Annotated in this window: 24 protein-coding genes; 7 read left to right on the top strand and 17 right to left on the bottom strand. The window is 72.8% G+C overall.

What is annotated here, in order from left to right; all coding sequences use genetic code 11:
- The first annotated feature begins 52 nt into the window (after positions 1 to 52).
- Positions 53 to 1,591 (top strand): gluconokinase, encoded by a 1,539-nt coding sequence (locus tag ABZV00_RS16620; RefSeq protein ID WP_355606718.1) that lies wholly within the window; start codon positions 53 to 55, stop codon positions 1,589 to 1,591.
- Between the two features lie 108 nt (positions 1,592 to 1,699).
- Here the strand turns inward: ABZV00_RS16620 and ABZV00_RS16615 are convergent, their stop codons facing one another.
- On the bottom strand, positions 1,700 to 2,008 hold the full coding sequence (locus ABZV00_RS16615; protein WP_355606715.1) for a helix-turn-helix domain-containing protein: 309 nt from the start codon (positions 2,006 to 2,008) through the stop codon (positions 1,700 to 1,702).
- Complete coding sequence (locus ABZV00_RS16610; RefSeq protein ID WP_355606712.1) at positions 2,005 to 2,580, bottom strand: IS607 family transposase; 576 nt, start codon at positions 2,578 to 2,580, stop codon at positions 2,005 to 2,007. Before ABZV00_RS16610 ends, ABZV00_RS16615 begins: the two co-directional genes overlap by 4 nt.
- A gap of 29 nt (positions 2,581 to 2,609) precedes the next feature.
- Here ABZV00_RS16610 and ABZV00_RS16605 point away from each other — a divergent pair, with 29 nt between their 5' ends.
- The gene (locus ABZV00_RS16605) at positions 2,610 to 3,947 is read left to right on the top strand and encodes a serine hydrolase (RefSeq protein WP_355606710.1); all 1,338 of its coding nucleotides are present in this window, start codon (positions 2,610 to 2,612) and stop codon (positions 3,945 to 3,947) included.
- 8 nt (positions 3,948 to 3,955) lie between these two features.
- Here ABZV00_RS16605 and ABZV00_RS16600 read toward each other — a convergent pair whose 3' ends face one another.
- From ABZV00_RS16600 to ABZV00_RS16590, 3 genes are all read right to left on the bottom strand, one after another.
- The gene (locus tag ABZV00_RS16600; RefSeq protein ID WP_355606707.1) at positions 3,956 to 4,741 is read right to left on the bottom strand and encodes a hypothetical protein; all 786 of its coding nucleotides are present in this window, start codon (positions 4,739 to 4,741) and stop codon (positions 3,956 to 3,958) included.
- 120 nt (positions 4,742 to 4,861) lie between these two features.
- On the bottom strand, positions 4,862 to 5,620 hold the full coding sequence (locus ABZV00_RS16595; RefSeq protein WP_355606704.1) for a MerR family transcriptional regulator: 759 nt from the start codon (positions 5,618 to 5,620) through the stop codon (positions 4,862 to 4,864).
- Positions 5,621 to 5,670: 50 nt separating this feature from the next.
- On the bottom strand, positions 5,671 to 8,040 hold the full coding sequence (locus ABZV00_RS16590; protein ID WP_355606702.1) for an EAL domain-containing protein: 2,370 nt from the start codon (positions 8,038 to 8,040) through the stop codon (positions 5,671 to 5,673).
- 506 nt (positions 8,041 to 8,546) lie between these two features.
- Between ABZV00_RS16590 and ABZV00_RS16585 the strand changes: the two genes are divergently transcribed.
- The gene (locus tag ABZV00_RS16585) at positions 8,547 to 9,689 is read left to right on the top strand and encodes a hypothetical protein (RefSeq protein ID WP_355606699.1); all 1,143 of its coding nucleotides are present in this window, start codon (positions 8,547 to 8,549) and stop codon (positions 9,687 to 9,689) included.
- A gap of 236 nt (positions 9,690 to 9,925) precedes the next feature.
- Here the strand turns inward: ABZV00_RS16585 and ABZV00_RS16580 are convergent, their stop codons facing one another.
- The 5 genes from ABZV00_RS16580 to ABZV00_RS16560 form a co-directional block, all read right to left on the bottom strand.
- Positions 9,926 to 10,159, bottom strand: coding sequence for a zinc-ribbon domain-containing protein (locus ABZV00_RS16580; protein WP_355606696.1), 234 nt, complete (start codon positions 10,157 to 10,159; stop codon positions 9,926 to 9,928).
- A gap of 111 nt (positions 10,160 to 10,270) precedes the next feature.
- Complete coding sequence (locus ABZV00_RS16575) at positions 10,271 to 11,149, bottom strand: SRPBCC family protein (RefSeq protein ID WP_355606694.1); 879 nt, start codon at positions 11,147 to 11,149, stop codon at positions 10,271 to 10,273.
- Complete coding sequence (locus ABZV00_RS16570) at positions 11,142 to 11,699, bottom strand: helix-turn-helix domain-containing protein (protein WP_355606691.1); 558 nt, start codon at positions 11,697 to 11,699, stop codon at positions 11,142 to 11,144. The genes ABZV00_RS16575 and ABZV00_RS16570 overlap by 8 nt, the downstream gene beginning before the upstream one ends.
- Positions 11,700 to 11,790: 91 nt before the next feature.
- Positions 11,791 to 13,134, bottom strand: coding sequence for a class I SAM-dependent methyltransferase (locus ABZV00_RS16565; protein WP_355606688.1), 1,344 nt, complete (start codon positions 13,132 to 13,134; stop codon positions 11,791 to 11,793).
- The gene (locus tag ABZV00_RS16560) at positions 13,131 to 14,528 is read right to left on the bottom strand and encodes an FAD-binding oxidoreductase (protein ID WP_355606685.1); all 1,398 of its coding nucleotides are present in this window, start codon (positions 14,526 to 14,528) and stop codon (positions 13,131 to 13,133) included. The genes ABZV00_RS16565 and ABZV00_RS16560 overlap by 4 nt, the downstream gene beginning before the upstream one ends.
- 93 nt (positions 14,529 to 14,621) lie before the next feature.
- Here ABZV00_RS16560 and ABZV00_RS16555 point away from each other — a divergent pair, with 93 nt between their 5' ends.
- From ABZV00_RS16555 to ABZV00_RS16545, 3 genes are all read left to right on the top strand, one after another.
- Complete coding sequence (locus ABZV00_RS16555; protein ID WP_328423846.1) at positions 14,622 to 15,092, top strand: YbaK/EbsC family protein; 471 nt, start codon at positions 14,622 to 14,624, stop codon at positions 15,090 to 15,092.
- Between the two features lie 54 nt (positions 15,093 to 15,146).
- A complete protein-coding gene (locus tag ABZV00_RS16550) occupies positions 15,147 to 15,431 on the top strand; it encodes a DUF427 domain-containing protein (protein WP_355606682.1) in 285 nt (94 codons plus the stop codon).
- A 73-nt stretch (positions 15,432 to 15,504) separates the two neighbouring features.
- Positions 15,505 to 16,218: an RICIN domain-containing protein gene (locus ABZV00_RS16545; protein ID WP_355606679.1), complete on the top strand. Its 714-nt coding sequence runs from the start codon at positions 15,505 to 15,507 to the stop codon at positions 16,216 to 16,218.
- 10 nt (positions 16,219 to 16,228) lie between these two features.
- Here ABZV00_RS16545 and ABZV00_RS16540 read toward each other — a convergent pair whose 3' ends face one another.
- Positions 16,229 to 17,584, bottom strand: coding sequence for an MFS transporter (locus tag ABZV00_RS16540; RefSeq protein WP_355606676.1), 1,356 nt, complete (start codon positions 17,582 to 17,584; stop codon positions 16,229 to 16,231).
- Position 17,585: 1 nt separating this feature from the next.
- Between ABZV00_RS16540 and ABZV00_RS16535 the strand changes: the two genes are divergently transcribed.
- Entirely contained in the window at positions 17,586 to 18,593 is a 1,008-nt protein-coding gene (locus ABZV00_RS16535) for a helix-turn-helix domain-containing protein (RefSeq protein WP_355606673.1), read from the top strand.
- 81 nt (positions 18,594 to 18,674) lie between these two features.
- Here ABZV00_RS16535 and ABZV00_RS16530 read toward each other — a convergent pair whose 3' ends face one another.
- The 6 genes from ABZV00_RS16530 to ABZV00_RS16505 form a co-directional block, all read right to left on the bottom strand.
- On the bottom strand, positions 18,675 to 19,139 hold the full coding sequence (locus ABZV00_RS16530) for a hypothetical protein (protein WP_355606670.1): 465 nt from the start codon (positions 19,137 to 19,139) through the stop codon (positions 18,675 to 18,677).
- A 28-nt stretch (positions 19,140 to 19,167) separates the two neighbouring features.
- Positions 19,168 to 21,120, bottom strand: a complete 1,953-nt coding sequence (locus ABZV00_RS16525; RefSeq protein WP_355606668.1) for a VWA domain-containing protein — start codon at positions 21,118 to 21,120, stop codon at positions 19,168 to 19,170.
- Between the two features lie 2 nt (positions 21,121 to 21,122).
- On the bottom strand, positions 21,123 to 22,583 hold the full coding sequence (locus ABZV00_RS16520) for a sigma 54-interacting transcriptional regulator (protein ID WP_355606665.1): 1,461 nt from the start codon (positions 22,581 to 22,583) through the stop codon (positions 21,123 to 21,125).
- Positions 22,584 to 22,640: 57 nt separating this feature from the next.
- Complete coding sequence (locus ABZV00_RS16515) at positions 22,641 to 23,717, bottom strand: hypothetical protein (protein WP_355606662.1); 1,077 nt, start codon at positions 23,715 to 23,717, stop codon at positions 22,641 to 22,643.
- Between the two features lie 76 nt (positions 23,718 to 23,793).
- Positions 23,794 to 24,444, bottom strand: coding sequence for a response regulator transcription factor (locus ABZV00_RS16510; RefSeq protein ID WP_355606659.1), 651 nt, complete (start codon positions 24,442 to 24,444; stop codon positions 23,794 to 23,796).
- Complete coding sequence (locus ABZV00_RS16505; protein ID WP_355606656.1) at positions 24,441 to 25,685, bottom strand: histidine kinase; 1,245 nt, start codon at positions 25,683 to 25,685, stop codon at positions 24,441 to 24,443. Before ABZV00_RS16505 ends, ABZV00_RS16510 begins: the two co-directional genes overlap by 4 nt.
- Positions 25,686 to 25,714: the final 29 nt, after the last annotated feature.

Raw genomic sequence — 25,714 nt, 5'->3', positions numbered from 1 at the left:
AACGTCAGCCGCAGCCGGGTGGCGATGCCGCCGTACGGAGGGGGTGAGGGTCGTGCTGCAGGAAACCCGGCCCGAGGTGGTGATCGGGGTCGACATCGGCACCACCAGCACCAAGGTCGTCGCGTACGGCGCCAATGGCCAACAGTTCGCCAGCCACACGGTCGGCTACCCGCTGGACGACCCGCAGCCCGGGTACGCCGAGCAGGACCCGCAGGTCATCCTCGACGCGGTGCTGACGTCGATCCGCGCGGTGGTGGACGAGCTGAATGAGCCGGTTGCCGGGCTGTCGTTCGGCTCCGCCATGCACAGCCTGATCGGGCTGGACGCGGACGGCGTTCCGCTCACCCGGTCCGTGACCTGGGCCGACTCGCGATCCAGCCGGCAGGCCGAACGGCTGCGGGCGGTGCCGTCCGGGCTGGCCCTGCACCGACGCACCGGGACGCCGATGCACCCGATGGCGCCGCTGCCCAAGCTGCTCTGGTTCGCCGAGCAGGAGCCGAAACTCTTCGAACGGGTCGCGCACTGGGTCGGCATCAAGGACTGGGTGCTGCTGCGGCTCTGCGAGGTGCTGGTCACCGACCACTCCGTCGCCTCGGGCACCGGCCTGATGGACATCCACACGCTGGAGTGGGACAGCGAGGCACTGACCATCGCCGGCATCACCGAGGAGCAGTTGCCCCAACTGGTCTCCACCACCGCCGTACTGCCCGGGCTCACCCCGCAGGCCGCGGCGGCGACCGGCCTGCCGCAGCGCACCCCGGTGGTGGTCGGCGCCGGCGACGGGCCGTTGGCGAACCTGGGCCTGGGCGCGGTGCTCCCCGGCATGGTGGCCTGCTCGATCGGCACCAGCGGCGCGATGCGGGTGATGGTCGAGCGGCCCGGCGTGGACCCGCTCGGCGGGGTGTTCTGCTACGCGCTGACCGAGGATCGCTGGACGGTCGGCGGCGCGATCAACAACGGCGGCATCGTGCTCCGCTGGGCCGCCGAAGCGCTCGCCCCGGACCTGGGCCCGCACTCCGAGGTGGAGTTGGTCGCACTGGCGGCCCGGGCACCGGTCGGCTCGGGCGGGCTCATCATGCTGCCGTACCTGCACAGCGAGCGGGCGCCGCACTGGAGCGCGCTGCCCCGCGGCGCGTACGTGGGGCTGACCCACGGGCACCGCCGCGAACACCTGGTGCGCGCCGCGTTGGAGGGGGTCTGTCAGCAGCTCGCGCTGGTGCTCAGCTCGGTGCGCGCGGCCGGCAATGAGGTCCGTGAGGTCCGGGCTGGCGGCGGCTTCGCCCGCAGCGGCCTGTGGCGGCAGATGCTCGCCGATGTGCTCGGCCTGCCGGTGAGCTTCCCGACCGGGCCCGAGGGGTCGAGCTTCGGCGCGGCCATGCTCGGCATGCAGGCGTTGGGGCTGATCCCCAGCATCGACGTGGCCTGCGACCTCGTGCGGATCGAGGAGACGGTCCGCCCCGACCCGGCCGCCGCCGCCACGTACGCGGCGCTTCTGCCGCTCTTCGCCGAGCTGTACGAGGCGCTGGTGCCCACCTTCACCTCGATGCGCCGGCTGGCACCCGGCCTGCCCACGGGCCTCATCCAGGGTTGAGCGTTCGCGAGAACACGGCCGCCCGGACGGGTGACGCCAGTCCCGGTGACCCCAACCGCCTTCGGCGCTTCATATCGTGCAAACGTGAGAAAAAGCGACAAGAGGCCCTCATCTTCCCAGTCGGGTCCGTTCTTCCGCCCACCACGGCGCCGCCCACTGCTTGATCTCGTTCCAGGTGCGCCGCAGGTCCGGCAGGGACCAGCCCTGCCACGGCGTCAGGTCGGCCTCGGCCACCCCGTAGCTGGCCTCGGCAGCCCGTTGCGCCTTCACCGCGCTGACCCGGCGCAGCATGTGGTTGTAGGCGAACCGGGCCGCACCGGTGTTGCGGCGCAGGCCGAGAACCTGGGCGTCACTCGGGTCCAGGGCGAACCGGTACGCCTGCACGGTCCAGCCGGCCGGCGGCTCGTACCGCTTCACGACTCGTCCTTGGCGGTGGCCGCGGCCACGGCGCGGCTGGCCCGGTTCGCCGCGGCCCGGCGGCCGTACAGCCGGGCGCACAGGCTGGTCAGGATCTCCGTCACGTCCCGCACCAGGTCGTCGTCCACCTCGGCCGGGTCGGCGACCAGCAGCCGGCGGCCCTGGGCGGCCAGCGCCGCCTCAACGTACTCGGCGCCGAACCGGGCGAACCGGTCCCGGTGCTCGACCACGATCGTCGTCACGGACGGGTCGCGCAGCAGCCCGAGGAACTTCTTACCTCGGCCGTTCAAGGCGGAGCCGACCTCGGTCACCACGCTGGAGACGACCATGTTCTGCCCGGTGACCCAGGCGGCCACCCGGGCGACCTGCCGGTCAAGGTCGGCTCGCTGATCGACCGACGACACCCGAGCGTAGACAACCACCTGGCCCTGGGTGTCGTCACCGACAACGTCCACCATGATCGTTCCCGACGGAAGACGCCGAGCGGGCACCGGCATGGTTCCCTCGCGGAACCATCGGTACGCGGTCTGTGGGTGCACCCCGTTGCGGCGCGCCCACTCAGCAAGCTTCATCAGACCGACACTAACACTTACATATTCGCATGCCTGATCACAGAATCGGGAACTGCCGACAACCCCTGAAGTGGCTGGCGGCGGTGGTCGCGCTGGCCGTGGTGGCGACGACCGGGCCGGCCACCGCCGACGGCCCCGGCCCGGGGCCTACAAGCGAGCCGGGGTACAGGGCCGAGCCGGGGTACGGGGTCGAGGCGGAGGCGGGGGACGAGCCAGGGGCGGAGCCGACGCCGGAGCGGGCACCGACCAGCGAGGTGTCCTGGCTGTCGTTCCCCGGCGGAGTGTTCGCGGTGGACTCACTCGGGCACACCGTGCGGTACCGCGCCTGCGACGGCGACACCGGCCGGGTCGCCGACCCGGACATGCGGGTCGCCGCCGGGGTGGCCAGCGGCGAGGTCACCGTCGAGGGCAACCGCTACCGCTACCGGGTGCCCCTGGTCGGACGGAGCGAGGGCACGCTCGCGGTGACCCGGCGGCACCACCCGCCGACCGAGCTGACCGGCGTGGTGGTCACCAGCCCGCAGGCGCCCACCGACCCGGTCGCGGGAGCCCGACTGTTTCCGCTCAGCGGGCAACTCGCCCGGGTGGTCGCCGACGCGAGCCTCAACCCGGCAGGGGTCACCGTCCGCGACCTGTCCGGCCGGTACGGCGATCAGCAGATCGCGGTCAACGGCGCGCTCCGCCCCAAGGCCGCCAGCGTGATCAAGCTGTGGATCCTGGTCGAGCTGCTCCGCCGCGTCGACTGTGGACAGGTCTCCCTCGACGATGGCGTGCTGGTCACCCCGGCGGACGTGGTCGGCGGCACCGGCCAGCTGCAATTCGAGACGTTCCCGCAGGTGGTCACCCTGCACCGGCTCGCCCAGTACCTGATCAAGTACAGCGACAACATCGCCGCGAACGTGCTGATCACCTACCTGGGAGGGTTCGCACCGGTCAACGCGCTGATCGACTCGATGAACCAGCGCTCGACCATTCTGGCCCGCCGGATGCTCGACAGCGCGGCCGCGCTGCGCGGCGAGGAGAACTACACCAGCCCGGACGACGTGGTCTCGCTGCTCGGCGCGGTCTGGGACGGCGAGATCCTCACCCCCGCCTCCCGCGACCTGATGATCGGGTTCATGCGGGAGCAGACCCTGAACACCAAGATCCCGGCGGCGCTGCCGCCCGGCGTGCCGGTGGCGCACAAGACCGGTGACCTGCCGGACGCCTCACACGACGTCGGCTACTACCTGATCCCCGGCTCGGAGACCGCCGTCGCATTCCTCACCGCCGGGCCGATGGACACCGGCGACGAGACGGTCCGTCGGATGGCCCGCACCGTCTACGACTTCCTGGTCACCCCGGCGGGCGGGGCGTACGAGGAGTGAGCCGGGCGTCAGGCGCCGGGGATGTTCGCCGGCGGGTCCTCGCCGACCAGGTCGGCCGCCGGCGGGTCGGCGGCCACCGGCAGCCCGAAGTCCGAGTACGTCAGGTCCAGCTGCGCGGTCTGCGACTGCTCGCTGGCCAGCTCGATCCGGTAGCGGACCAGCCGCCCCTGCTCGTCGACGGCGGCGGTGAACGGCACGGCCCCGGCCCGGTCACCGAGCACCTTGCCGACGCCGCTGCCCAATACCGCGCCACTCTCGCGCAGGTCCAGCGTGCCGGCGTACTCCCGGACGCCGGTCTGCCGGACCTGGGCCGGCGCGGTCAACGTGCCGGCCAGCCGGGTGTTGTCCAGGCCCGGCTGAGCGCCCGGCGCATCCGGAGCGCCGACGTGCCACCAGGTACGGCCGTCCCAGACCGGGATCCGGCGGTCCGGGGCGGTGACCCGCACGTAGACGTCCGGTCCGGTGGTCAGCCGCTCGATCTTCACCTCGCCGTTGGGCACCTTCAGCGACGTCGTCTCCAAACCGCGCCGTGCCTTCGGGTCCCAGACCAGCACCGTGCCGTCCCCGCCCGTCGCCCCGCCGGTGCCCAGCGTCAGCTTGTACGTCTGCTGGTCGACCTTCGCGGCGGCCGCGACCAGGACGCTCACCGGGTCGGTCGCCACCGGGGCGGGTGACGCGTCAGCTGCGGGACGACCCGCGTCGGGCTCGTCGCCCCTGGCGAACAGAGCCCACGCCCCGGCGGCGAGCGCCACGGCGAGGACGGCGCCAGCGGCGACCAGCTTCGGCTTGTTCACGGTCATCTCCCCCGGGCGGCACGCCCTCCGGCCGGTGGCCGATCGACGCTGACCGCGGTGCGGTCCGGCCAGACTAGCCGGACCGCACCCGCTGCCGTTTCGGGTCTGCGCCCCGGGCGATCAGGCGCGGCTGATCGCGTTGGCGTGGATCGCCTCGTTCAGGTAGGCGGCCAGGCCCGGCGCGATGTTCTCGTAGTGCCTGGTGAACCGCTCGTCGGCCAGGTACATGTCGGCCAGTCCGGTGTGCACCTCGTACGAGCACTCGTAGAACCAGCGGCTGATGATCTGCCGGTGTTCCTCGGCCAACTCCATCGCCTCCGGGCTGTCCGCTGGCGCGCCCGAGGCCAGCGCCGCGACGATCCGCCGGCCCCAGTCCTCGTTCTCCGCCTTGATCCGCAGCCAGTCGTCCTTGCTGTAGCGGGAGGCCCGCCGGTTCGACTCCCGGTACGCCTCGCTGTCGCCCCAGCGCTGTTCCGCCTCGGCCTCGTGCTCCTCCGGGTTGAAGTCGCCGAAGACCTCGAACCGTTCCTCCGGGGTGAGTTGGATGTTCAACTTGCTCGCCTCCATCGCGAACTCGATCGCCGTTACCATCTCCTGCAACCGCTTGATCCGTACCGTCAGCAGGTCGTGCTGACGACGCAGGTGCGCGGCCGGGTCGGCCGCCGGGTCGTCGATGATCGCGGCGATCTCCTCAAGCGGGAAACCCAGCTCCCGGTAGTACAGGACGAGTTGCAACCGTTCCAGGTCCGCGTCGTCGTAGCGGCGGTAGCCGGCCGTGGTCCGTCCGCTCGGCGAGAGCAACCCGATCTCGTCGTAGTGGTGCAGCGTCCGTACCGTCACGCTGGCGACCTTTGCCACCTGACCCACCGTGTATGCCATGGTTCCCCTCCCTTCCGGAAACCAGGCTCTCGCCTGCCGCGACGTGAGGGTCAAGCCCGATTCTGACCCACCATGGCGGGGCCGTCCGGTCGCCCGTACAGATAGCCCTGGCCGCGCGGGCAGCCGATGGCGGTGACCGCCTCGTGCTGGCGCTCGGTCTCCACGCCCTCGGCCACCACCGCCAGGTCGAACGCGCCGGCCAGCCGGGTGACCATCTCCACCGTGGCGTGCGCCCGGTCGTCCGCCCCCAACCGGGCCACGAACGAGCGGTCGATCTTCAGCTCGGTGGCCGGGATGCGGTGCAGATAGCTCAGCGAGGAGTAGCCGGTGCCGAAGTCGTCGATGGCGATCTGGATGCCCAACTCCCGGAGCTGGCGCAGCCGCTCCAGCACCGCGTCGGTCCCCTCGATCAGCGCCGACTCGGTCAGCTCCAGGGTCAACGCGCGCGGCGCCAGCCCCGCGCCGGCGGTGGCCGCGGTGACCGTGGCGATCAGGTCCGGCCGGTGCAGGTGCGCCGCGGCGATGTTCACCGCCACGGTCGCGTCCGGCGCCCGGTCCCGCCAGGTCGCCGCGGCCCGGCACGCCTCGTGGATCACCCAGCGGTCGATCGGCAGGATCAGCCCGGTCTCCTCGGCCAGCGGCAGGAACCGGGCCGGCGGCAGCATCCCGAGCCGGGGGTGCCGCCAGCGCACCAGCGCCTCGGCGCTGCGTACCGCGCCGGTGGCCAGGTCGACGATGGGCTGGAACTCCAGGTGCAGCTGCTCCTCGTCGACCGCCCGGCGCAGGTCGGCGATCAGCTCGGCCCGGGAGACGGCCGACTCGCGCAACGCAGGGGTGCACGTCCGGTAGGCGGACTTGCCGGCCGCCTTGGCCGCGTACATGGCGATGTCGGCGTCGCGCAGGAGGTCGGAGTGGGAGGCGTGCTGCGGGCCGTACTCGGCGATGCCGATGCTCGCCGACGGGTGCACGCCGACGTCGTCGTCGCCGTCGGAGGGTTGCAGGGCATCCAGCAGCCGTTGGGCCAGCCGCTCGGGGGGCACGGGCCGGTCGCCGTCGACCAGCACCGCGAACTCGTCCCCGCCAAGCCGGGCGATGGTGCCGTCGCCGTCCACAGCGGCTCGCATCCGGGCCGCCAGCCCGGTCAGCAGGGTGTCGCCGGTGGCGTGCCCGAACCGGTCGTTGACCTGCTTGAACCCGTCCAGGTCGAGCAGCAGCACGGCCACCGGCCGGCCGTCGCGCAGGGCCAGGCGCAGCCTCCGGTTGAACAGCAGCCGGTTGGGCAGCCCGGTGAGCTGGTCGCCGTACGCGAGCCGGCGCAGCCGGGCCACCAGACGCAGGTTCTCGTTGGCGGCCAACCCCTGGCGCAGGGCGAGGGCGGCCAGCAGCACCATCATGGTCACGAAGACCAGTTGTGGGGTCTGCCCGGTTGGGCGGCGGGCCAGCACCACCGCGATGATGGCCCCGCCCACCGGCAGGTACGGCAACGCCACCCGCCACCACGGCGGCGGAGGTGACTCGGGGGTGTCGTCGGTGCCGTCGCAGTCCAGCGGCGGCGGGTTCCGGGTCGCCAGGCCGATCAGCAGGTAGCTCAGCGGCCAGCACAGGTCGATCGGGTGACCGGCGGCGTAGTCGCCGCGCGCGACCAGCGAGACGTAGACGACGTCGGCGACCACCCGGATGGTGAGGCTCGCCGCGAGCACGCTCATCGGCCGCCACACCTGTCGGGCCGGGCCGGAGACCGCGACCAGGATCGTGAGCTGCATCAGGTCGAACATCGGGTAGAGCAGCCCTAGGGTGCGCGCCGGGTCGGCCAGCTCGGCGGCGGCGACGCCCCGGAACACGAGCACCCAGCCGATCGGCACCAGGGCCAGCGCGACGATCACCCCGTCCAGCAGCGTCCGGGCCCGCCCGACGGCGGTCCGTGGCGCGGAGGGCGAGCAGAGCAGCGCGGCGGTGCCGGTGAGGATGCCGGCGGTGAAGACCGCCCCGACCAGCGGGGTGTGTGGCAGGTCGCCGCCGCCGAGCCGCTGCACCGTCCAGATCGCCCGGCCGAATGCGGCGAGCGCCATGGTGACCGCCAGCAGCGTCCAGAACCGGCGTAGCGGGGCCGGATGACGGCGGACCACCCGGGCGCAGGCGACGGTGGTCCAGCCGGCGACCAGCAGCCCACCCAGGTCGCTGACCAGCGCGGCGCCGGGCAGTGCGGCGACCAGCCAGAACGCCTCGAGGAGAACGACCGCGGCCGCAGCGGTCAGCCCGGCGCGTCGCGGCCGGGCCGGCGCGACGGCAGTGGCCGGACCGGCGGCCGGCACCCGTGGGGCCGGAGTCAACAGGGTCGGTTCGGTGGGGGTCGGCGGCACGCCGTTCGGCTCGGCAGGGGTGGACTCCCCCGCGGCCTGCTTCACGTCCTGTCGCGACACGGTCGCTCCGGCTCTTCGTCGTGCGTGCACCCTCGGCGGACCTGTCCACGGCAAACCCCGAAAGCGTAGCCAGCGCCCGGGGTGCCCGCCAAGGTCCGGACGGCCGCGCAAATCGAGCTGGTCCGGCCATACAGGAGCGGCCGTGCGCTGATCTCGTCCCGGAGCGCGGTGAGGGTGTCGCTGGCCTGGACCTTCTGCCCTGGTACGCGCTCCTGTCGAGCTGCCCCATAAGTGGGGCAGGCCGAGTGCCGCCAGGGCGGCGATAACCGGTGTGTGTGCTGGCGGAATCCGCCATGCAAGATCATCGGCATGGTCGAGTGGCGTCAATGACCGCCCTATCGGCGGCAGAAAGATAATGGCGAAGCCGGGCGGGCATCGCGAACGTGGATCGGCGTGGCGGTGTGCGACGTGAGTACGGCAAGTACCTGGGCCTTTACTTGTTCCGGCCGTACTATCTCCCGGTGTTCTCCACCCGCCGACAGCTGGTCGCCGCGTCCATCCTCCTGGTGTTGGAGGCGGTGGCGTTCGCGCTGTTCGTCACCGAGTCCGTGACGGGTGCGATCGCCGCCGTTGGCTTCACCTGCGTGTCGTTGTGGGTGCACGTCGTCCTGCACGAGTGCGGGCACCTCGTCGCGGCGAAGCTGCTGCGTCTGCCGGTCATCGCGGTCCGTATCGCACCCTTCACCGGGCGGCGGAGCGAAGTGGCGGTTCGCCCGCCGTCGTCGGCGACCGCGTTGCCGCTGCGGATGGTGCTGTTCTACCTCGGTGGCCCGATGGCGAACCTGTGCACTGCGGCGGTGCTCGGTGCCGCAGCGGCGTTGACGAGCACGGCATTGACCCGCGTCGCACTGCTTGGCGCGGCGCTTGTTGCGGTGCTGCTCGGGGTGGTCAATCTCATTCCCGGGATATCGCCCCACAGTGACGGCCGCAACCTGCTTCGCTGGCTCTTGGCGCCAACGGCCAGCGGCGCCGCGCTACGGGCGGGCTACTACCAGGAGGAGGTATACCGGACGTTGCGGGCGATTGCCCGAGGGGACGTTGACGACGATCTTCTCGGAGATCCGGTTCGCGACGGCAACGACCCGCGACTCGCGCTCGCTGCCTTCCAACGGCGCTGGAGCATGGGACACGCGCAGTCGGCGGCGGACTTCATCGCCGACGCCGAGCGGCTCGCGGCGCTGGCTCGCGCCGACAGCACCGATCCCATGGCCGCCGCCGCAATCGCGCAGGCGCTCACCGTCCAGTTCGGGTTGTGGTACCTGCACGCCGCAGTGGTGAACAGATCACCGGTCGAACACCGAGAGGTGTTGGAGATCTCGGAACTGGCCCAGATCGGCCTCCACGTGCAGCCGCACAGGTTGTCCGCTCGGCTCGCTATGAGCCTGGCTCACCTGCTCAACCAGCAGCCGGAGCACGCGCGGTCGCTGCTTCTCGACATTCGGCCGGGTGTTGACCCGCCGGACCTGTGCAGCGTCGCGTTTCTCCTGCGGGCCATCGCGGAGTGTTACCTCGGCAACCACGCCGATGCGGCCACCCTCATCAGGACGGCCGGCGGCGACTACCAGCAACTGACACAGGTCGTTGCCGCGATCCAGGCGGCCGATCCGGTGCCGCCCTTGTTCGCCCCGGCACCGATGGCTGACACCTGACCGGTGTGCCCGCGCCAGCTGGGCGGCGGAGATGGGTATGCGAGGGATGTGGTCAGCGGCCGGCGGAGCGGTTCCAGGGCGAGCGGGGCAACCTGGTGCCAGCCAGGGGACGGCGGGTGCGGCGGTGCTTCCGCCGGCCGGGGGTGCAGGGCGCGCGCGGGGCGGTGTGCACCGGAGGGCCGGAGGACGGCGGCGGCCGGCGGATCAGCCAGCAGAGGAAGCGGGCCATCTGCGGCTCAGCCGACCGGGAGACGCTCGGCGTCGGACTTGGAGATCTCATATTGCGCCCCGCAGAACGTGCACTGCTGCGCGTACCGGGTGCGCACCGGGATGAGGGGGACGAAGAAGAGGGTGAACTTGGTCGATCGGCGGGTGATCACCTGCGCGGCGTGGTTGCCGCAGTGGCGGCAGACCTGCTGCACGACCCCGGAACGGTCGACCTTGGTACGCAGACCAAAGATGAAGAACATCGCCAGCCAGTACCCACTCCAGCCCGATAAATCACCAGCACCGCCGCCGGACGCGCGGCGAGCGCCGGCCCGTGGTGCGGTGGGCCGGCGCTCGCCAGGGGTGTCACGGCGTCAGCTGGCCGCTCGGGTCGGCTCGGGCTCCAGGCCGGGGATTTCGGCGGGGAGCCAGATCGGCTGCCAGGCCGGCACCTCGTGGAAGCGTCGCAGCTCGGCCAACCCGGACACCGACCCGGTCCAGGCCCCGTACGGGGGGTTGCCCTCGTCGAAGCCGCTCTGCACGAAGGTCAGCGTGGTCCGCCCACCGGACTCGGCCAACTCCCAGCTCGTGATGCCCGTCGGCCCCCAGTCGACGCTCATCTTCCGCCCCGGCTCCAGATCGATGACCTTGGCCGCGTAGCCGGCGTCGAAGCCGCCCATGGCGTATCGGCCACCGACCCAGGGCTCGATGCCGATCGGGTAGCCGAACCAGGCGCTGGCCTGCTCGGAGTCGGTCAGCGACTGCCACACCTTGTCGGCGGGGGCGGCGATGACCAGCTCACCGCGCAGGTCTGCGGAGGTGAAGTCGGTCCGCGGCAGCAGCGACCGGCCCTCCAGGTGGGCGGCCAGGTTGGCGATGGCCAGCGACCAGTAGGTCTGCAGCACGCCGCGGATGCTGGAGCCGCTCATCGCCTCGGCGAAGTCGAAGTGGCTCTGCGTCAGCGTCAGCACGGTGCTGTCCGGGCTCTCGGCGGTCAACTGGAACTCGCTGGTGGTCTCCACGCCGTCGAGCAGCCAGCTGAAGCGCAGCGTGTCGTCGTCGGCGTGCAGCAGTCGCTGGTGCGGGGCGTCGCCCTCGGGCGTGTACCGGCCCCAGAACTCGTACCGCTCCGGCAGCTCGACCTCGGCGTGCTCGGCCAGCCAGAGTCGCAGCTCGGCCGGGTCGGTCAGTGCCTGGCGGACGCGCGCGACGGGCGCGGAGAGGCGGGCCTGCACCTTCATCGGTTCACTCATGGTCGTTCCCTTTCGGATAGCAGGCCACGGCGAGCTTGAAGGCATCCCCTTCGCTGCCGCCGTAGCGGGTGAACAAGTCCTGAAGTGCGGTTTGCAGGTCGTGCAGGAACTGCTGGCGTTGCTCGGCCGGCACCCGAATCTCGCCGGAGACCCCGATCGAGGGCAGCTCGGGCGCTGCCCGGTCCAGGCCGGCGATGTCGGCCTGGACCTCCTCCATCAGGTCGAGCAGGTAGCCCAGGCTCAGCTCGTCGCGGGCCCGGCGCAGCCCGATCCGGCCGACCAGCCGGGGGGAGAGCCAGTAGGACCGGGCGGCGGCCTGGTAGATGCCTTCGGTGATGCCGCGAACCTTGCGCTCGTTGACCAGGTCGACCAGGCCGGCCGCGACGAGCTGCTTGACGTGGTAGTAGACGCGCTGCGGCGTCTGGTCGAGTCGGGCCGCGATCTCGGTGCAGGTGCGCGGCTCGGCCAGTTGCCGCAGCACCGCGACGCGCTGCGGCTTGAGCAGGGCTTCGGCCTGCTCGATCTGCTCCAGGTACAGGACGTCTCTCATGGCAAAATCAGTTTGTACGTACAAAACTTGTTTGTCAATCGGTTCGCCAAAAGCCGCGCCGACTTTTCGGCGCGGCTTCAGGCGGTGACGGTCAGGGCAGCCAGTCTGGCCGCAGCGGATAGCTGCTCTGGCCCTCCGGGCCGTTGTGGGTGGCCAGCACCTGGTGCAGCTGGATGCCGTTGCGCTCGAACGCCATCCGCGACCCGGCCATGTACAGCCCCCACACCCGGGCGGTGCCCGCGCCCACCTCGGAGACGCAGAAGTCCCAGTGCTCGACCAGGTTGCGACACCAGGCGGCCAGCGTCAGCGCATAGTGCTGGCGCAGGTTCTCCTCGTGGTGCACCTCCAGCCCGGCGTCGTGCATCTCGCTGATCAGCCGACCCGGCCCGGCCAGCTCACCGTCCGGGAAGACGTACCGGTCGATGAACGCTCCGGAGCGGTGCGGCGCCCGATTGTCCGCCCGGGTGATGCAGTGGTTGAGCAGCCGCCCACCCTGCCGCAGCCGATCGCGCAGCGCTCCGAAGTAGACGGGGTAGTTGCGCACCCCGATGTGCTCGGTCAGCCCGATCGAGGAGATGGCGTCGAACTGCTCCGCAGGCGCGTCCCGGTAGTCCAGGTGCCGCACCTCGGCCAGCTCGGTCAGCCCCTCCCGCTCGATAGCGGCCTGCGCCCACTGCGCCTGCGCCTTCGACAGGGTCACCCCGAGCGCCTTGACGCCGTACTCACGCGCGGCGTGCCGGACCATGCCACCCCAGCCGCAGCCCACATCGAGCAGCCGCATCCCCTGCTTGAGCGCCAGCTTGCCGGCGACCAGGTCGTACTTCGCCGCCTGGGCCTGCTCCAGGGAGTCGTCCGGGGACCGGTACACCGCGCAGGTGTACGTCATCGACGGGCCGAGCACCTTCTCGTAGAACGCATTGGAGACGTCGTAGTGATGCGAGATGGCGGTGCTGTCCCGGACGCGCGAGTGTCGCAGCCCGTTCATCACCCGCTTCCAGCGCGGCTGCGCTTCCTGCGGCGGGGCCGGAGGCGGCAGCAGCCGCTCCCAGCCCAGCCTGCGGGCCAGCGCCAGCCCCTCCGTCAGCGACGGCGGGCGCAGCCGCAACTCGTCCTTGAGCACCCGCAGCGCCTCGTACGGGTCGCCCTCGTGCACTCCCTGCAACGCCAGGTCGCCACTGACGTAGGCCCGGGCCATGCCCAGGTCGCCGGGGGCGGTGAGCAGGTACGACAGGCCCCGCTCGGAGCGGATCGCCAGGGTGATCCCGGCGTCGGCCGGGCCGACGGCGCTGCCGTCGTACCCGGTGATCCGCACCGGCAGCGGCCCTGCGGTGACGGCACGGACCACATCCGCCACAGTCGGAACCGCTTGCCGGCCCCCCGCCGGCGGGGTAGCGGGGACGCTCGCCGCCCCCTGATCTCGGTCGGTCAGGCTCATGCTCGTGCTACCGCCTTTTCGTACAGTCCCGTCAGCCGGTGGTCCGGGTCGTAGCGGTCCTTCACCGCGCGCCAGGTCTCGCCGCCGTAGAGGCGATCGAAGGCGTCCCGGTCGTAGTACGCATCGGAGTAGAGCGACTTGTGCCCGCCCGACTCCGACACCCTGCGTTCGATCGTGCGGTTGACGTCGCCGTCGGCGGCGCCCGGCGCGATCGGCACGCTCCCCCAGAACCCAATGTTGACGTAGTCCTGCCCCGGCCGGAGTGGATACAGCGGCCAGGACCGCGCGGAGCCTGGACCCTCCGGCTCGCGCAGGCGCAACGGACAGAGCCACACCGGGTTCATCCCCACCGCGCCGGCGAACCAGCGCAGGAAGTCAGCCATACGTTCGAGCGGGATCTCCACGTCCTGCACCACCCGCTCCCGGGCCGGCTGGCCGCGCAGCCGGTCGATCCGGGCCGCCACCTGGTGCCGGTGCTCGAGCCGGACCAGGCGGTGATAGACGTCGCTGCGCCGGTAGCGGGCCGGCCAGAACCGGCGCACCACCGGGTGCTGCGCGCCGAAGGCCGCCGAGCACCAGAACCAGTCGGTGTCCCAGCGCCAGAGATAGTCGTACGCGGTGAGCACGTCGCGGGTGCGCTGGCGCAGCGACCGGTAGTAGATCCCCTGGCCGGTGTAGTCGCTGGGCGGCTCGGCCGCGTCGGTGAACGTGGCCAACACCAGGTACGCCTCGCCGGGGCTGAACATCACCCCGTCCATCGCGTCGACCGGCTCGCCGGCCCAGGACCGGGTCGCGGTCACCTCGGCGATCGCGTCGGTGAGCGCCTCCAACTGGGTGAACCGGATGTTGCGCAACGCCACGTACCGGCCGACCGGTTGCAACTCGATGCGCAGCCGGGTGGCGTAGCCGAGGCTGCCCAGCGAGTTGGGGAACGCGGTGAACAGGTCGGCGTGCTCGCCGTCCGGCCGGGCGGTGATGATCTCGCCCGAGCCGGTGAGCACGTCCAGCTCTCGTACCGACTCGTGCGGCAGGCCGTTGCGGAACGAGGTCGACTCGATCCCGAGGCCGGTCACCGCCCCACCCAGGGTGATGGTGCGTAGCTGCGGCACCACCAGCGGCATCAGCCCGTGCGGCAGCGTCGCGTCGACCAGGTCCTCGTAGGTGCACATGCCCTGCACGTCGGCGGTACGCCCGGTCGGATCGACCGAGAGCACCCGGCCGAGGCCACTCACGTCGAGGCCCGGGGTTCGGGGAGCGGACCGGGGGCGGAACAGGTTGGAGGTGCGTTTGGCAAGCCGGACAGGCTCGCCAGTGGGCACCGCGGCGTACGACCGCCGCAGCGTGGCCACCGCTTGATCATGGTCAATCGAGGGATCCACACGCTCAGCGCGCATGTGATCACCTTACGCCCGTACCCAGGATTCGGTGGGATGTCGACGAGGGCCGTTTCCCGTCCGGTGGCTGGCCGGGCGGTTACCGTGGCGGGCATGCCGTCGCCCGCGATCACCGCCCTGGACGCCGCCGGCCTGCCCTACCGGCTGGTCAGCCACGGCCCGGTCGGCAGCCTGGCGGAGGCCGCCGCCGCCCGGGGCGTGGCCGTCCCGGACGTGGTCAAGACGATCGTGGTCCGCCGGGGCGCGGACGACCACCTGTTCGTGCTCACCCCCGGCGACCGGGTCGTCTCCTGGCCCAAGCTGCGCGCTCTGCTCGGGGTGCACCGTCTCTCCATGCCGGACGCGGCCGGCGCACTCGCCGCCACCGGCTACGAGCGCGGCACCATCACCCCGTTCGGCGCCAGCACCGCCTGGCCGGTGATCGCCGACGAGCGGCTGCGCGGCCGGGAGATCACCCTTGGCGCCGGCGAGCGCGGACTCGCCATCGCGGTCGACGCCGACGCCACGATCGCCGCTCTCGCGGCCACCGTGGCCGATGTCACCGACCCACAGCCGACCCGGTGAGCCTCCCCGCACCGACCACTGTCATCGTCGGTGGCACGGCCTAGTGTTGGTCTCATGCCAAAAGCCATGTGGAACGACCTGGTCGTCGCCGAGAGCGACGACACCGTGCTGGTGGAGGGCAACCGTTACTTCCCCCGCTCCGCCCTGCGCGACGACCTGATCCAAGAGTCCGCGACGCACACCGTCTGCCCGTGGAAGGGCACCGCCTCCTACTACACCCTTGAGCACGAGGGCAGCACCAGCGAGGACGCGGTCTGGTACTACCCGGAGCCGAAGCCCGACGCCGAGATGGTGCGCGACCGGGTGGCGTTCTGGAAGGACGTCCGGGTCGTCGACTGACCCGTCCGCCGTGGCGGCCGGCCGCCGGTGTCCGACTGGCCCCGGCCCGCCGCGGTGGGTGAGGATGGCTCGTATGTCCCCGCCCGAGGAACGCCCCGACCCCGCTGGCACCGTCTACGGCGGTCGCCGGGCGCCCCGTTCCGGCCTGCTGAGCGACCCGCTGCTGCGGGTGGCGCTGGCGGTCGGGCTGGTCGGCGTACTCCTGGGGGTGGTCTTCGCCACCGGGCTGTTCGACGGTGACGACGAGCCGGTGGTGCCGGCGACGGTCGGCGCCCCGACCAGCGCGGCCGAGCCCACGACCCCGACGGCCGAGCCGAGCCCGACCGCTGCGGCCGAGCCGTCACCGACCCCGGCGGCCACCACCCCGGCCGCCCCGGCCACCGGCCCCAAGGTGCTGCGGACCGCCTCCGGGCTCTGCCTCGGGCTGGACGGCGACGGCGAGAAAGCCGAGGCCGAGTTGGCCGCGTGCACGGGCGGCCCGGAGCAGCAGTGGGTGGTCAACCCGGCCGGCGCGGACGTGGTGACGCTGACGAACGCCGCCTACGGGCAGTGCCTCGACGTCGAGGGCGGCAGTGCGGACGACGGTGCCCGGATGTTGCAGTTCCCCTGCCACGGCCAGGTCAACCAGCAGTGGCGGCTGACCGCCTCCGGCACCGGCCCGGTGCTGCTGGTCGCGGTGCACAGCGGCAAGTGCGGGCAGGCCGACGACGACGGTGCCGAGGCCGGGGACGAGGTTCGGCAGCGGTCCTGCGACGGTCGGCCCGCCCAGCAGTGGACCCTCGGCTGACCGCCCGGCCTCAGCCCCGGAAGCTCCACGCCCGGGGCGCGGTGGCGGCGACCAGGACGGCCTCCGGCACCGGCCGGCCCGGCCGCCTGCGCAGCAGCAGCGACAGACCGGCCGCGCCGATCGACAGGGCGCCGGCCACGTACCAGGCCATCGCGTAGTCGCCGAGCCGGTCCCGGACCAGCCCCGCGCCGGTCGCCGCGAACGCCGCGCCGAACTGGTGGGCGGCGAACACCCAGCCGAACACCACGGCGCCTGCGCTGCCGAAGTACTCCCGGCACAGCGCCACGGTGGGCGGCACGGTGGCCACCCAGTCCAGGCCGTAGAAGATGATGAACACCAGCATGCTCGGCTTGGCGGTGCCGGCGAACAGGCTCGGCAGCACCAGCAGGGACGCCCCGCGCAGTGCGTAGTAGGCGCCGAGCAGCAGGCGGCTGTCCACCCGGTCGGTCAGCCAACCGGAGGCGATCGTGCCGACGATGTCGAAGAGCCCGACCAGGGCGAGCAGCCCGGCGGCGGTGGTCTCGGTCATGCCGTGGTCGTGCGCGGCCGGCACGAAGTGCGTACCGACGAGGCCGTTGGTGGTCGCGCCGCAGATCGCGAACCCTCCGGCCAGCAGCCAGAACGGTCGGGTCCGGGCCGCGGTGGCCAGCGCGCCCAGGGCCCGGCTCGCCGCGCCGCCGGTCGCCGCCGGCGCCGCGACGACCTCGGTGGCGCCGTAGGCGGGTAGGTCGAGATCCGCCGGGTGCTCGCGCAGCAGCCACACCACCAGGGGTACGACCGCCAGCGCGGCTCCGGCCACGACGAGCGCCGCCGTGCGCCAGCCGTGGTCGCGCACCAGCACCGCGATCAGCGGCAGGAAGACCAGTTGCCCGGCCGCCCCGCCAGCGGTCAGCACCCCGGTGACCAGGCCCCGCCGGCGGACGAACCAACGCCCGGTGACGGTGGCCACGAAGGCCAGCGCCATCGAGCCGGTGCCCAGCCCAACCAGTACGCCCCAGCAGAGCAGCAGCTGCCAGCTGGCGGTCATGAAGACCGTCAGCCCACTGCCGGCGGCGACCAGCAGCAACGCCACCGAGACCACCCGGCGGATGCCGAACCGGTCCATCAGCGCGGCGGCGAACGGCGCGGTGAGCCCGTAGAGCAGCAGGTTGACCGAGACGGCCGCGGAGATGGTGGCCAGTGGCCAGCCGAACTCCTCATGCAGGGGGTGCAGCAGCACCGAGGGGGTGGCGCGGAACCCGGCCGCGCCGACCAGCGCCACGAAGGCGACGGCGGCGACCAGCCAGGCGGGATGCAGGCGGCGGTTCTTGGACACGCGACCAGTCTGGGCGGCGCCGTTAGCAGCGACGAGTGGCCGGAAAGCCATCATGCGCAATAATCGGGCCATGACCGCGCGCCCGCACCGGATCGCCGTACTCGCCCTGGACCAGGTGGTCGGCCTCGACCTCGGCACCCCGTCCCAGGTCTTCAGCACGGCCCGGAGCGCCGACGAGACGCCCTTCTACGACGTGCGGGTCTGCACCCCGGGTGGCGGGGCGGTCCGCAGCACCGCCGGCTTCCAGGTGCTCCCGGACCACGGGCTGGAGCTGCTCGACACCGCCGACACGGTGATCGTCCCGGGCATCCACGGCGGCGGCGCGCTGACCTCGGGCACCCTCGAACCGGAGGTGACCGAGGCGCTGCGGTCGGCGTACCGACGGGGTGCCCGGGTGATGTCGATCTGCACCGGGGCGTTCGTACTGGCCGCCGCCGGGCTGCTCGACGGGCGTCGAGCCACCACCCACTGGGCGTACGCGGAGCAGTTCCGCCGGCTGCACGACCGGGTGGACCTCGACCCGGGCGTGCTCTTCATCGGCGACGACCGGGTGCTCACCTCGGCCGGAGTGGCCGCGGGCATCGACCTCTGCCTGCACGTCATCCGCCTCGACCACGGCAGCGAGGTGGCCAACCGGGCGGCCCGCCGCTGTGTGATGCCGCCCTGGCGGGACGGCGGCCAGGCCCAGTACATAGAGCAGCCGGTGCCGAAGGCCACCGACACCAGCACCGCCGGCGTGCGGGAGTGGGCCCGGCAGCGGCTGCACGAGTCGATCGCGCTGCGCGACCTGGCCGAGCAGGCCCGGATGAGCGTGCGCACCTTCACCCGGCGCTTCCGCTCGGAGACCGGGCTGAGCCCGGCCCAGTGGCTGCTCCAACAGCGCACCGACCACGCCCGGCTGCTGCTGGAGACCACCGACCTCACCGTCGACCAGATCGCCCACCGCTGCGGCTTCGGCACCACCGCCGCCCTGCGCCAGCAACTACATCAACGCGTCGGCGTAGCCCCCTCCACCTACCGCCGCACGTTCCACCCACGCCCAGAGTTGATCGACACCTGATCCGCCCCGCGCGGCCGGCCCCGCCCGAGCCCGTCGCGCAACCCACGCCACGCCCGAACGGCTGCGCAGGGACGACACGTCTCAGGGGCTGCGCAGCATGTGGAGCTGGGCCTGGTGTTTGGGGAGATGGACCCGGGTGTGCAGGTCGAGGGTGCGAGACCAGGGCAGCGGCTCCTCGACGATCAGGTCGAAGCCCTCGCGCAGGTGGGTCTCGACCGGCGTCTCCGCCGCCAGGCCCAGTCGGTCGACCAGCGCGCACAGCCGGTCGCTGGTGCCGCGCAACAGCGCGGTCAGGCCGCGCAGGCCACCATGCTCGGCGACCAGCGCGTCGAGCTGCGGGCGGTGCATGTCATCCAGGTCGTAGTAGGCGAACGTCGAACCGGCCAGCAACGCCTCGGTGGCCTGGATCATCAGCTCGTCGTTGGCGACCAGGTGCGCGACGATCTGCTCGGCGCTGAGCTGACCCTCCGGCGGCGGACCGAAGCCCGCCGCGTCGATCTCCGCGAACACCGCGTCATACGCCCGCCGCAGCCCCCCGCTCTCCACACCCCCAGTCAACCCCGCCCCGCGGGTGTTAGCGGCGGGATTGGCGGGAGCGGAGGTAGTCGCTCACCACGTACTCGCCCAGATCGTCGGCGTCCGGGGTGAACATCCGACCACGGCTGCGCCGGGCCACCGCGTCGACGAACCGGCGCAGACCGGGATCGTCGCCGAGCATGAACAGGTTGAGCGTGGCGCCGTAGCGGCTGAGCCGGTCGACCTCTCGGACGGTCGCCTCGATCGTCTCCGGCAACGGCGGCCAGTGGAACAGCGCCTCCCCGTCGTCCGGGTCCAGGTGGGCGGTCGGCTCCCCGTCGGTGACCACCAGCACCACCGGCTCGGCATCGGGGTGCCGCCGCAGGTGCCGGCCGGCCAGCCGCAGCGCGTGCTGGAGGTTCGTGCCCTGTTCCCCGTCCGGCTCCACGGCGGCCAACTCCTGCTGGCTGAGCGTCATCGCCTCCCGGCCGAAACCCACGATCTGCAGAGCGTCCTGCGGGAACCGGGTCTCCATCAGGTGCGCCAGCGCCAGCGCCGTCTGTTTCATCGGCCCCCAACGCCCCTGGGAGATCATCGAGTACGAGAGGTCGACGCAGAGCACCACCGCCGCGGAAGCCCGCTTCTCGGTCTCCACCACCTCGAAGTCGTCCACCGCGAGCTGCACCGGCACACTCGGCCCGCCCCGGCTGACCGCCCGGGTCAGCGTGCGAACCACGTCCAACGGCTGCTCGTCCCCGTACTGCCACGGACGGGACGCACCGCTCACCTCGCCGGCGGCGCCCGCCGAACGCAGGTCGTGCTGGCCGCGTGGCCCGGCGGTCAGCTCGGAGAAGACCCGTCGCAGCGCGGTCCCGCCGAGTCGGCGCAGCGCCTTCGGGCTGAGCGTGAGCCCGTCCGCGTCCCGGCTCACCCAGCCCTGCCGGCGTAGCTCGCGCTCCAACTCGCGCAGCCGGCGGACCTCGTCGGCGGCGTCCCGGCCCAGCGTCCGGGCCACGGCGTCGACGTCAACGTCGTCGAGGGTGGCCCCGGGGTGTTCCTGGTCGAGCTGGTCCAGCAGGTCGTCCAGCTCGCCGATCTCACCCAACGCGCCGGCCGCGTCGGCGTAGCCCAGCGGCTGCTCGCCCCGGACCCGCTCGCCGCGCCCCCACCGCAGATCCGGCCGCAGCGCCCGCAGGTTCGCGTCCAGCGCGGACAACTCCCCGGCCAGCCGGTCGCCGAGCGACTGCTGCATCAGCCCGGACAGCTCGGCGCGCTGCCGATCGGAGAGCGAGTTCATCAGCCGCTCGCCGGCTGCCGAACGGCGGGCCAGTACGTCGATCAGCTCGTCGACGGTCTCCGGCCGTTCCGGGAAGAAGTCGCCGTGCCGGCGCATGAACTCGGCGAACGCGTCGGTGGTGTCCTCCGCGCGGCCGTGCCGGGCCAGCAGGTCGTTCAGGTCCCGCATCATCTCGGCGAGCCGCTGCTGGGTGGCCGGGTCGGCGGACGCGCGCACGGCGTCGCGCAGCCCGGCGAAACGCTGGCCGAGCACGTCGTCGCGGAGCTGGTCGAGGATCTGCTGGTACGACCGGCGGGCGTCCTCGCTGGCCCACTGGTATCCGGCCAGCTCCTCCACGGCACGCGCCGTGGAGCGGGGCAGGTTGTCCAGCACGGACTCGGCGAACCGCGCCGCGTCGTCGTCGCGCCCCCGCAGCTCGTCCCGCTCGGCGGCGAGGGCCTGGTCGAGGAGTGCCTGCGCCCGGGTCACCGCGCCGTCCAGATCGCCCCGCCGCAGCGCCTCCCGGCGCAGCCGCCGGGCTCGGGCGGCCAGGTCGTCCAGCCCGCCACGCCCCTGCAGGCCACGCCGCAGCAGGTTGCGCAGCGCCTCGCGCAGGCTGCCGCCGGCCAGCACCTCGGCGCCGACCGCGTCCACCGCCTCTTGCACGTCGTACGGGGGCGCGAGCGGGTCGGGCCCGCCGCGCCACTGCCCGTACCGGAACCGGTTGCCGGCCACGGTCAGCCTCGGCCGCCGTAGACGGTGCGACCGGAGTCGGTCACGTCCTTGCCGAGCCGGCGGGTCAGGTGCAGCCCTTCCAACACGAACTCGACACCGGCGGCGGCCTCCTCGGGGGTGGGAGCGTCGCCCAGGCCGAGCCGGTCCAGCACCTTGGCCAGCCCGGGCACGGTGCCCACCTGGCGCAGCAGCTCGGCGGCACCGATCAGCTCGCCGGTCTCGATCGCCGCGCCGTCCTCGACCAGCCCGGTGAAGCCGGACAGGTCCAGCCCGGCCAGGTGTGCCCGGAACGTCTCGGCGGTCGCGGTCCGCAGCAGGTGGGCGAGGATCTCGATCTCCCGACCCTCCTCGCCGCTCTCGAACTCCACCTTGCCGCGCAACGTGCTGGTCACCGACACCGCGTCGCCGACCCGGGCCACGGCGGCCTCCGGCCGTCCCTCCGGGGTGCCACCGGCGGCGAGCAGGCCGGCGCGGCGCAGCGCGGCACCGGCGACCGTCTCGGCGGCGGCGATGGCGAACCGGGCGGAGACACCGGAGCGCGGGTCCACCGACGGCGACTCGCGCACCGCGCGGGCGAACCGGGCCAGGACCTCCAGCACGTGCTCCGGCACCTCGGCGACCAGGTCGGCCTCCTGCCGGATCAGGTCCAGCTCCAGCTCCAGGTCGAGCGGGTAGTGGGTACGGATCTCCGCGCCGAACCGGTCCTTGAGCGGGGTGATGATCCGACCCCGGTTGGTGTAGTCCTCCGGGTTGGCGCTGGCCACCAGGAGCAGGTCCAGCGGCAGCCGTAGCTGGTAGCCGCGGACCTGGATGTCCCGCTCCTCCAGCACGTTGAGCAGCGCCACTTGGATCCGCTCGGCCAGGTCGGGCAGCTCGTTGACGGCGAAGATGCCCCGGTTGGTGCGGGGCACCAGCCCGAAGTGAATGGTCTCCGGGTCGCCGAGGGTGCGCCCCTGGGCGATCCGGATCGGGTCGACGTCACCGATCAGGTCGCCGACGCTGGTGTCCGGGGTGGCCAACTTCTCGCCGTAGCGCATCGAGCGGTGCAGCCAGGCGACCGGCTGGTCGTCGCCGGCCTCGGCGACCTGGGCGCGGGAGGCCGGGGTGAGCGGGTGCATCGGGTGCTCGTTGAGCACCGAGCCGGGGATGACCGGCGTCCACTCGTCGAGCAGCCCGCCGAGAGCGCGGATCAGGCGGGTCTTGCCCTGGCCGCGCTCGCCGAGCAGCACCATGTCGTGCCCGGCGAGCAGCGCCCGCTCGACCTCGGGCAGCACGCTGTCGTCGTAGCCGACGATGCCGGGAAAGCGGGTCTCGCCGTTGCGCATCCGGGCGAGGAGGTTGTCGCGGAGTTCCTGCTTGACGGTGCGGTACTGGTGACCGGCCGCCCGTAGCGCGCCGAGCGTGCCGGGCAGGTCGGCCGGTGGAACCGGAATTACCGGGGAGGGCGCAGTCACCCGACCCACGCTAGCTCACACTCGCGGGGGTGCCCCGTGCATCGGGGGGCACCCCCACTCCCACCTTCAGCTCCGGTCGCAGCGCCGGCAGGCACCGCGGCGGCGCAGGTGGTACGCGTAGGTGGCCGCGACGAGCGCCAGCCCCCAGAACGGCCAGAGCAGCATCGGCGCCCCAGCCAGGCTGAACCCGTGGGTGAGCTGCCAGAACTCCGGGTTGCTCAGCAGTCCCAGGGTGGCCGCGGTCACCGCGACGGCGACCAGGGTGGCCGGCACCACGGCCAGCTTCACCGGCACCCGGCGGCCGGCCAGTCCGAGCATCCAGCGCGGGAACCGCTCGCCCCAGCGCTGCACCAGCCCGAGGGTGAGGATCGCGCCGACGGTGGCGAACGCGCCCAGCCCGAACCCGGCCCACACCAGCCCGGTCTCGCGCATCTCGGTCAGGAACTCCCGGGAGATACCCAGCGGGATGCCGGCCGCCCAGGCGAACCGGGTCAGCGCGTACGCCAGCGGGATGGCCGCGGCGATGCCGGCGGCCCACCGACCCCAGCGCGCGGCGGCGGCCGGGGTGGTCCAGCCCCGGCCGGTGTCGCCGCGGCCGCAGCCGACGCATGCTCCGGCGGTGCGACGCTGCCAGGCGAGCACCGCCCCGGCCAGCAGCAGACCGCCGACGAGCGCGGCGAACCGGGCGAACAGCGCCCAGCTGAAGATCTCGGCATAGTCGACCGGCGGCCAGCCGAACGGCGCCCCGATGATCAGCATCGGCAGGTAGCCGAGGATGACCAGCACCCGGGCGTCCGGGACGACCACGGCGAGCACGAACGCCACCGTCCAGCCGTAGCCGGCCAGCAACACCCGCAGCGGGCCGGACGGGCGGACCACCGGACGACTCATGGCCAGCGCCGCCACCGCGGTGGCCAGCAGCAGGCCGGCGAAGAGCGGGGTGGCCAGCTCCACCGGCACCAGGCGAAGCAGGTTGGCGTCGCCGCCGTGCGGGTCGTTCGCGCCGAACGGGTAGCCGGCGCCGGTGATCGTGCCGAGCAGGGCGAGGACGCCCCACAGGCCGAGCCAGCCGGCAGCCAGCGGGGCCAGCCGGTCCGGCCAGCGGGAGTCGGAACGGGGTCTGGAAGCAGTGATCGTCGTCATGCTCCCAGCGTCGGCCGTCGGCCGGCCGGACCCCTCCCGGGCGGCGGTGAACCCACTCCCCCTCGGGAGGGACGCGTCAGCCGGACGGGGTGACGAAGCCCGACTCGTAGGCGGCGATCACCGCCTGGGTGCGGTCACGTACGCCCAGTTTTGCCAGCACATTGCCGACGTGCGTCTTGACCGTCTCCACCCCGACCACCAGGTGCGCGGCGATCTCCGGGTTGGACCGGCCGCTGGTCATCAGCCGCAGCACCTCGGCCTCCCGCTCGGTGAGCCGGGCGGCGGCCAGCCGGTCGCCCCCGGCCGGCCCGTACGCCCCGACCAGTCGACGGATCGCAGCCGGAAAGAGCAGCGACTCGCCCGCCGCGACCACCCGGACGGCCTCCACCACCTCGGCCGGCCGGGCCCGTTTGAGCAGGAAGCCGGCCGCTCCGGCGCGCAACGCCTCGTAGACGTACTCGTCGTTGGCGAAGGTGGTGACCACCAGCACCCGGGGCGGGTCGGCGGAGGTGGCCAGCAGGTGCCGGGTGGCCTGGATCCCGTCGATGCCGGGCATCCGCACGTCCATCAGCACCACGGCCGGCCGGTGCCGGGCGACCAGCGGCGGCACCTCGGCGCCGTCCGCGGCTTCGGCGAGCACCCGCAGGTCGGGCTGGGCGTCGATGATGGCCCGCAGCCCGATGCGGATCAGCTCGTCGTCGTCGACGATCAGCACCCCGGTGGTCATCGCGTCCCCTCGTACGGAAGGCGGGCCCGGATCCGCCACCGGTCGCCGTCCGGCCCGACGGTGAGCTGGCCGCCGAGCAGCAGCACCCGCTCGCGCATGCCGTCCAGGCCCCGGCCGCCGCGGCCCGGGTCGGCGCGATCGGGCCGGCCCACCGCGTTCACCAGTTCCAGGTCCAGCGCGTCCGGGTGCAGGTTCAGCCGCAGCGTCACCGGCCCCTGGCCGTATCGGGCGGCGTTCGTCAGCCCTTCCTGGACGATCCGGTAGCCCTCCCGGGAGACCACCGCGGGCACCCGCGCCGGGTCGCCGCTGCGCTGCGCGTGTACCGCCAGCCCGGTCGTGCGGGCGTCGGTGAACAGCCGCTCCAGGTCGGCGAGGGTACGCTGCGGCGCCACCGAGGGCCGGTCGCCACCGGTCTCCCGGAGCAGCCCGAGCACGTGGTCGAGTTCGTCCATCGCGGTGCGCCCGGCGTCCTCGATGGCGCTCAGCGCCCGCCGGACGAACTCCGGGTCGGTGTCGAGCATCTCGCGGGCAGCCCCGGCCTGGAGGGTGGCCACGGTCAACGCGTGGCCGACCGAGTCGTGCAGCTCCCGAGCCAGCCGGTTGCGTTCGGCGAGCCGGGTGGCCTGCGCTTCCAGGGCGGCGATCCGCTCCGCCGGGGCCGGGCCGAGCAGCACCGGCGCCATCGACCCGGCGAGCGCGCCGAGCCCGGCGACGGCGTAGCCGAGGCCGACCAGCACGGCCACTCCGGTCAGCGTCAGCCAGCCGGTGTCCCGCCCGTCCAGCGGCCCGAACCGTTCCCGGCTCATCAGCTCGGCGCCGATGCCGAACTGCTGGGCGATGAAGGCCAACGCCATCGGCACGGCGGTGATCAACGCGACCATCACCGCGGCGCCGATGGTGAGGTGGGTGCCGATCCAGAGTGCGCTGCGCAGCCGGGTTTCCCGGTCGCTGCGGTGCCCCGGCACGGGGTCGGGCAGGTCGACGCCCAGCAGTGCCCGCACGGCCGCGACCTCCAGTGCCCGGCTGCCATCCAGCAGCAGCGGCACCACGGCGATCACCACCGCGATCACCAGCAGGGCGAACACCAGCGGGCGGGGGACCTCCGAGCCGGCGAGCAACTGCGCGAAGGTCACCGCGAGCAGCCCGTACGGGAGCGCCAGCACCCCGCCCAGCAGCAGGAACACGCCACGCCGCCAGGTGGTGCCGGCGACCAGCGGGGCCAGCATCGCTCGGGGGGTCACCCCGTCATTCTGCTGCCGTGACCGCCCTT

The sequence above is a fragment of the Micromonospora sp. NPDC005173 genome, from assembly GCF_040608515.1.
In the GTDB taxonomy this organism is placed as follows: Bacteria; Actinomycetota; Actinomycetes; order Mycobacteriales; family Micromonosporaceae; genus Micromonospora.
This window is presented reverse-complemented; position numbering and strand designations above follow the sequence as displayed.